Source organism: Methanobrevibacter sp., assembly GCF_017468685.1.
GTDB lineage: Archaea > Methanobacteriota > Methanobacteria > Methanobacteriales > Methanobacteriaceae > Methanocatella.
Genome location: NZ_JAFUHT010000093.1, coordinates 1 through 5,709, shown reverse-complemented (window position 1 = coordinate 5,709; position 5,709 = coordinate 1). Strand labels below are relative to the sequence as shown.

Genomic DNA, 5,709 nt, shown 5'->3' with positions numbered 1-5,709 from the left:
TTTAATTTATTGAAATCGGTTTTCTTTTTAAATTCGTTAATTATGGTGGTTATAGGAATGTTTTCAAACTCCATATTTCCGTTAATCATGATCTTTGCAGGATGAATGTCTGATATTTTGAAAATCTTTTGAACTCCATCATATTTTTTCCCATCCGGGGTTGTTATTCCGCTGTCACTTGCAAAAATTACGCATCTTGGATTTAAAATAGCACATTGTACTGTCATAATTTGCCTCTAAAATTCTTTAATACAATTATAAACATCATTATATTTATATTTTTAACGAATAAACTTCAATTTTGTAGTTATATTAAAATTTAACGAATTTAAATCAATATTTGCATGTGGATGCAAAATTACTTTAATAAAAAAAATTAGAATTTAGTTTAATGTTTACAATATCAAACGGAATCATATTAAAAGGCCAAAATTTAACTCCAGTTCGTGAAAATATCGTCGTCGATGAAGGTAGAATCATTGAAATAGGAAAAGATTCAAAAGAAGGTAAAATCATCGATGTCGATGGGGCAATAGTGTGTCCTTCATTTATCAACGGCCACATTCATATTGGAGATTCCATCATCAAGGATGAAGGCTATGGTCTCAGCTTAAGTGAAATGGTCAGGCCTCCTGATGGAGTAAAGCATGTTGCACTTGCCAACGCTTCGGATGAGGAGTTAATCAGTGCAATGAGACAATCCATGATGGAGATGATTGAATCAGGTACAACTCATTTCATCGATTACAGGGAAGGTGGAATCAAAGGAGTTAAGCTTTTAAAAAAGGCCGCTACTGGATTGCCTATCAAACCCATCATATTAGGTCGGGATGATAGTTTCTATGGTGATGATCCTGATTTGGGCAAGGTCAAAAAGGCCATTCAAAAACTCCTGAAAGTGGCGGACGGCATTGCGCCGAGCGGTTTTGGTGAAATCACCTCTGAGGTTGCTAAGCTAATCGTTGATGAATGCAATAAGAAAAACAAGATATCTTCAATCCATGTTGCTGAATCCGAATCAAACCAGATAGAATCTTTGAATAAGTCCAAATCAACTGAAATTGAAAAAGGAGTTAAGGCAGGTTTCAGCCAGCTCGTTCATCTAACAAATCCAAAGGGAATTGATTTGGATGAAGTATCCAAATCCAAACAGAATGTAGTAGTGTGTCCAAGGGCAAATGCCACTTTGAATGTGGGTGTGGCTCCGTTAAATAAGATGATTAAATTAAATATTAAGCCATTGCTTGGAAGTGATAATGTAATGCTCAACTCACCGAACATGCTGAGGGAACTTGAGTTCACATTAAAAGTGATGTCAGTTTATTATAGGCAATACATTAATCCTGCTGACCTCTTGAAAATGGCAACAACCAATATTAATTATTATGATATTAATGATATTGTTCAAAAATCTTTGATAAAAGAGGGTGATTTTGCAGAATTTATTGTTTTCAATTCTTTTTCTAAAAATCCTTACCTTAATATATGCAATAGGCTAGAAACGAAAAATATATTATATACCATTAACAAAAAATTTAACATATAATATCATGGATATAAATCTATATATTATGGGAGATGTTAATGATGTATAAGAAAATATTGGTCCCTACAGATGGGTCAGAATTTGCAAAAAAAGCTCAAAAACATGCTTTATTTTTATCTAAGGTTAGTGGAGCTGAAATAATCGCTGTGAGTGTCACAGAAAATAATTTTGTTAACGGACTTCCATTGGATGATGAAGTATACCAGTTAAATCAAATTCTAAAAGAAAGATCTGAAGAAAATCTTAAGGAATTTGATGAATTAAATGAGGATAATCAAAAAATTACTCATGTGATTAGAGAAGGTTCACCAGCTAAAGTTATTTTAGAGGTAGCAAAAGAAGAAGCCGTTGACTTGATTGTAATGGGTAGTTCTGGTAAATCTGGTTTCGATAGATTTATTATGGGTAGTGTAGCAGACAAGGTTGTAAATTCAGCCAAATGTGCAGTGCTCGTAGTTCATTAATTTTACCATTTTATTATTGTATTTAATTAAGGTGTTTTTATGTTAGTTAAAAGAACAATGTCTAAAAATGTAGTAAGTGTTTCCGTTCCAGGAAACCGTGAAAAAGTTTTAGACTTAATGAGAAAAGAAAACAAAGCAGTACTTCCAGTAGTTAAAGAAGATACTGATATATTAGTAGGACTAGTAACTCGTTCTGATTTAATTAATAATCCCGATGAAGAACAAATTGCAATGCTAATGAGCAGAGACCTAATCACCGTAAAACCTGGTGATGATGTAGTGGATGCTGCTCGTGTAATGATGGAAAATAATGTTAGAAGAGTTCCTGTTGTAAACGATGACGGTGAATTAGTTGGTATTATCACATCTTTTGACTTAGTGTCTAAAGCTTTAACCAAAATTGAAGTAAATGATGCGGTTGAAAATTATATGATTACTACTGTTCCTACAACTTGGGAAAAAGCTCCATTAAATGTTGCTTTTGAAACTATGAATCAATTCGGATTAAAATCTGTTTTGGCATTGGATGATGATGCAAAATTGTCTGGAATTTTAACTGAAACCGATTTTATCTCTGAAATAGAAATCATCTCTGAAAGAAGTGAACACAGTTCAACAGTCGGCACTGAAGGTGACAAATGGTCATGGGACAGCACTTCTGTTTTATACATTGAAAAAAACAGTTTAAAATTTGCTGATAAAGTTGTTAGTGATGTTGCAGTTGGAAATGTTGAAGTAGCCAACTCTAAAACTAAAGTTTCAGATTGTGCTAAAAAAATGAAAACCTTAAACATCGAGCAAATTCCTGTAATTGGTGTTGAAGGAGATTTAGTTGGACTTGTAAGAGCAAGTGACTTAATTAAAGCTTTAGTAGAATAATTGTGATAAGATGGCTGTTAGTCCAGTGTTGGTAGTTAAAGCAGATGATAGTACGGTTCGTGTTCGTGCAAGATTGTATGATGATTTTTCTGAACATGATATTGTTCTAAATTCTGTTATTACTTACTGGTGGGCTAATAACTTACCTCCTGCTTTAAAATTTTTAGATCTTTTTGATTCTGTTATTAAAAGGACAATCAATGAGATAATGCCTCATAAAACATTAAACTTAAAGTATGATGTTAAAGCGAATGAGGTTTTAGAAAAAGCGTCAGAGCTTGAAATTAATTTAGTTTCTGTTGTAGCAGATGATGTTGGGTTTAAGATTGAAGGTAATGTAATTTCTTTAAAGGGAATTAATAAAGTTGGAAGTGATTTTGAATCTCATGAATTTTCAACTAGCTACAATCACAGTATTGAAACTCCAGAAATAGTTTTGAAAAAATATTTGGAAATGAAGGATAAATAATCCTTTCATTATTCTTATTTTATCTTTAATTTAAATCTAGTTTTAATCATTTGGAATTGGTTTAATTAATCAAATTTTGATTTAAATTGGTGTGATGATGGATTCTATAAAACTTTTTTTTACTTAATCTATTCCAATTACTTCATTTTTAATAGTTTCAAGCAATTCTTTTGCATCTTCTTTTTTAATGTCTTTGGATTCACGTATAAAGTTGATTAATTCGGTTTTTTTATCATTGTCTAATGATGATTTGGCTAAAGTGGCACCATAATTTCTTTTTGGATAAAACTCACTTTTAGCTATTTTTAGTAATTCCTCTTTTTCAGTTTCACTGATGATGTTTTTATCAACAGCATTAGTAAACACATATTTCATACTAATTAGAGGTATTGAAAGAGGTTCTAATGTTTCACTGTCAAGCATGACGGCCACATCATCATCTGATTCAATTTCTCTAGTTGCGTATTGTTTGTAGCAATATCCAATTCCTGTCATTCCTAGGCTGTCCAGTTCAGACGCTCTAAGTGCACCCATACTTGATGCGCCATATACTTTGATGCCTTCATTTATCGCTTTAAGAATTTCTTTATGCCCAACTGCAGAATTTTGATGAAATACTCCATCGATAATGCCTATGATGTCAGGATTTTCTTTTAAAGCTAAACTAAGATCTCCTCTTTGTATGGGTCTTTTATAAATGACTTCAACATCATCATTTGAATCCAGAATCTCACGTGCTTCTTCGAATGGAAGTGATAATCCAGTATAAATTATAATTTTAGTCATGTTCTCAAACTCTTAAAAATCTATAGCCTGCCCTTGAAGAGTCAATTGCATATAACTCCATTTCAGGAATGATTACTCGAACAACATTAACGTCAAGTTCAGGACGTGTCAAATCATGGTATAGGACATGTTTAATTTCATTGGAAACTAATTCCTCTTTAACGATTTTTAAATCCTCATTGATTGATGAGGTTGACTTGTTTTCGATATCTGAAAGATTAATCTGTTCCTCTTCCTGTTTGAAATAATACTTGTTGATTCTTTTCATGCGCTCATAACCTGCTTCACGGGCAAAATCGGCACGGACAGTATCTTCACGAGCACCATTAATTTGTGTCGCTCTGCTTTGGGCAACTTCAGTCAATGCCCTTAAAATTGCCACTTCAGGGTCAAGATGAGTGCCTATTCCCAAGGTCAACAGTCCTGCATCTTTTGTAACTGTATCATCTGCTGAAGCTGCAATGGTCGGCACTTTAATGTCTGCGGTTAAATCCATTAATTTAATGTTGATGCCCTTTGAAGTAAATTTATCAATAATTTCATTAATTGTATCGCTTTTGATGGAATCAAGGTTAATCTGTGAATAGTTCTTGTGGGTCAGCTCAAAAATGCTCCATGCATCCCTTTCAATAACCTCAAAAATACCGTGCAATATCGCTTCATCTAAAACATTTCCAGAGGCAAGTCCATTGGTATTTGACTTAAATAAACTTTCAACATTGTTTTCATGAGTATATGGATGATAAATCGCATTGGTTGGAATCAAATAATTCTCTTCAGTGATTAAATCATGAACTTGACTCCACTCTAGATTCATCTCACCAATGTCTTTTTTCTCAAATTCCTTTGGAAGGTTCAATGATTTCGGATCAATGCAATTGCCGTCAATATCATTGACAGTACTGATGATTGTTTTATCATTGTCTTGTCTTTCAGCAGAATATCTCTCAAAGCCTTCCATCATGGCAGATGCCTTTGCATGGTCCTTGGATATTCCCTTTCCTCCATAAACGCTAACTCCACCATATTCAGCAGTAGGTCGGATTGCAGTATAAACAGGTAAACCAATCCTATCCAAATCGGTAATGTCTGCAATACGGGTTATTCCTGCAGTCTTCAATTTATCTTCATTATTTTCAATTGTCTTTTTAGGGGCGATTACCCTATGTGTTCCCTTAAAATATGTGAGTTCGTTTGTCATTTTACATTCCTAAAATCATTCTAACAATATTTTCAACGCCAATGGTCATGGAAGCCAATGTCAATACTCCTGCTATTGCAATTGTAACAATCCATATTCCAATGTTCCATGTCAATACCTTGGATCCATCCAAGTTTCCAATAGGCAACAGGTTAAACACTGCCAGGAAACTGTTGACTGAATAGCCGACAGAACAGATGAGGAATGCGAGTAGGGCATTTTCTGATGTGAATACGGATGGATAAACTGCAGTTGCAATGCCTAAAAAGATTAGTGCAAGAACAATATTGACAATAGGTCCTGCAATGGATATCTTACCATTGATTTCATCGGTCATGTAATTGGCATAAGTGTAAACTGCACC

The 5,709-nt window shown here is 33.7% G+C and carries 6 protein-coding genes and 2 pseudogenes; 4 read left to right on the top strand and 4 right to left on the bottom strand.

Annotation, left to right across the window (positions count from 1 at the left end; genetic code table 11):
• Positions 1–227, bottom strand: a pseudogene (locus tag IJ258_RS11815) (hypothetical protein); the annotation flags it as partial.
• Between the two features lie 164 nt (positions 228–391).
• Between IJ258_RS11815 and IJ258_RS11810 the strand changes: the two are divergent.
• From IJ258_RS11810 to IJ258_RS11795, 4 genes are read left to right on the top strand one after another with little or no spacing between them, the layout of a single operon-like run.
• A complete protein-coding gene (locus IJ258_RS11810; protein WP_292807136.1) occupies positions 392–1,546 on the top strand; it encodes an amidohydrolase family protein in 1,155 nt (384 codons plus the stop codon).
• A gap of 41 nt (positions 1,547–1,587) precedes the next feature.
• The gene (locus IJ258_RS11805; protein WP_366514586.1) at positions 1,588–2,010 is read left to right on the top strand and encodes a universal stress protein; all 423 of its coding nucleotides are present in this window, start codon (positions 1,588–1,590) and stop codon (positions 2,008–2,010) included.
• Positions 2,011–2,049: 39 nt separating this feature from the next.
• On the top strand, positions 2,050–2,889 hold the full coding sequence (locus IJ258_RS11800) for a CBS domain-containing protein (RefSeq protein ID WP_292807132.1): 840 nt from the start codon (positions 2,050–2,052) through the stop codon (positions 2,887–2,889).
• A 10-nt stretch (positions 2,890–2,899) separates the two neighbouring features.
• Complete coding sequence (locus IJ258_RS11795) at positions 2,900–3,358, top strand: hypothetical protein (RefSeq protein ID WP_292807130.1); 459 nt, start codon at positions 2,900–2,902, stop codon at positions 3,356–3,358.
• Positions 3,359–3,481: 123 nt separating this feature from the next.
• Here the strand turns inward: IJ258_RS11795 and IJ258_RS11790 are convergent, their stop codons facing one another.
• From IJ258_RS11790 to IJ258_RS11780, 3 genes and pseudogenes are all read right to left on the bottom strand, one after another.
• Positions 3,482–4,144: a TfuA-related McrA-glycine thioamidation protein gene (locus tag IJ258_RS11790; RefSeq protein ID WP_292807128.1), complete on the bottom strand. Its 663-nt coding sequence runs from the start codon at positions 4,142–4,144 to the stop codon at positions 3,482–3,484.
• Positions 4,145–4,148: 4 nt separating this feature from the next.
• Positions 4,149–5,345, bottom strand: coding sequence for a YcaO-related McrA-glycine thioamidation protein (locus IJ258_RS11785; RefSeq protein ID WP_292807126.1), 1,197 nt, complete (start codon positions 5,343–5,345; stop codon positions 4,149–4,151).
• A gap of 1 nt (position 5,346) precedes the next feature.
• A pseudogene (locus IJ258_RS11780) lies at positions 5,347–5,709 on the bottom strand (site-2 protease family protein); the annotation flags it as partial.

Excerpts from the sequence above, each read along its gene's own strand:
- IJ258_RS11810 (WP_292807136.1), top strand. The coding sequence starts at position 392 with ATGTTTACAATATCAAACGGAATCATATTAAAAGGCCAAAATTTAACT.
- IJ258_RS11805 (WP_366514586.1), top strand. The coding sequence starts at position 1,588 with ATGTATAAGAAAATATTGGTCCCTACAGATGGGTCAGAATTTGCAAAA.
- IJ258_RS11800 (WP_292807132.1), top strand. The coding sequence starts at position 2,050 with ATGTTAGTTAAAAGAACAATGTCTAAAAATGTAGTAAGTGTTTCCGTT.
- IJ258_RS11795 (WP_292807130.1), top strand. The coding sequence starts at position 2,900 with ATGGCTGTTAGTCCAGTGTTGGTAGTTAAAGCAGATGATAGTACGGTT.
- IJ258_RS11790 (WP_292807128.1), bottom strand. The coding sequence starts at position 4,144 with ATGACTAAAATTATAATTTATACTGGATTATCACTTCCATTCGAAGAA.
- IJ258_RS11785 (WP_292807126.1), bottom strand. The coding sequence starts at position 5,345 with ATGACAAACGAACTCACATATTTTAAGGGAACACATAGGGTAATCGCC.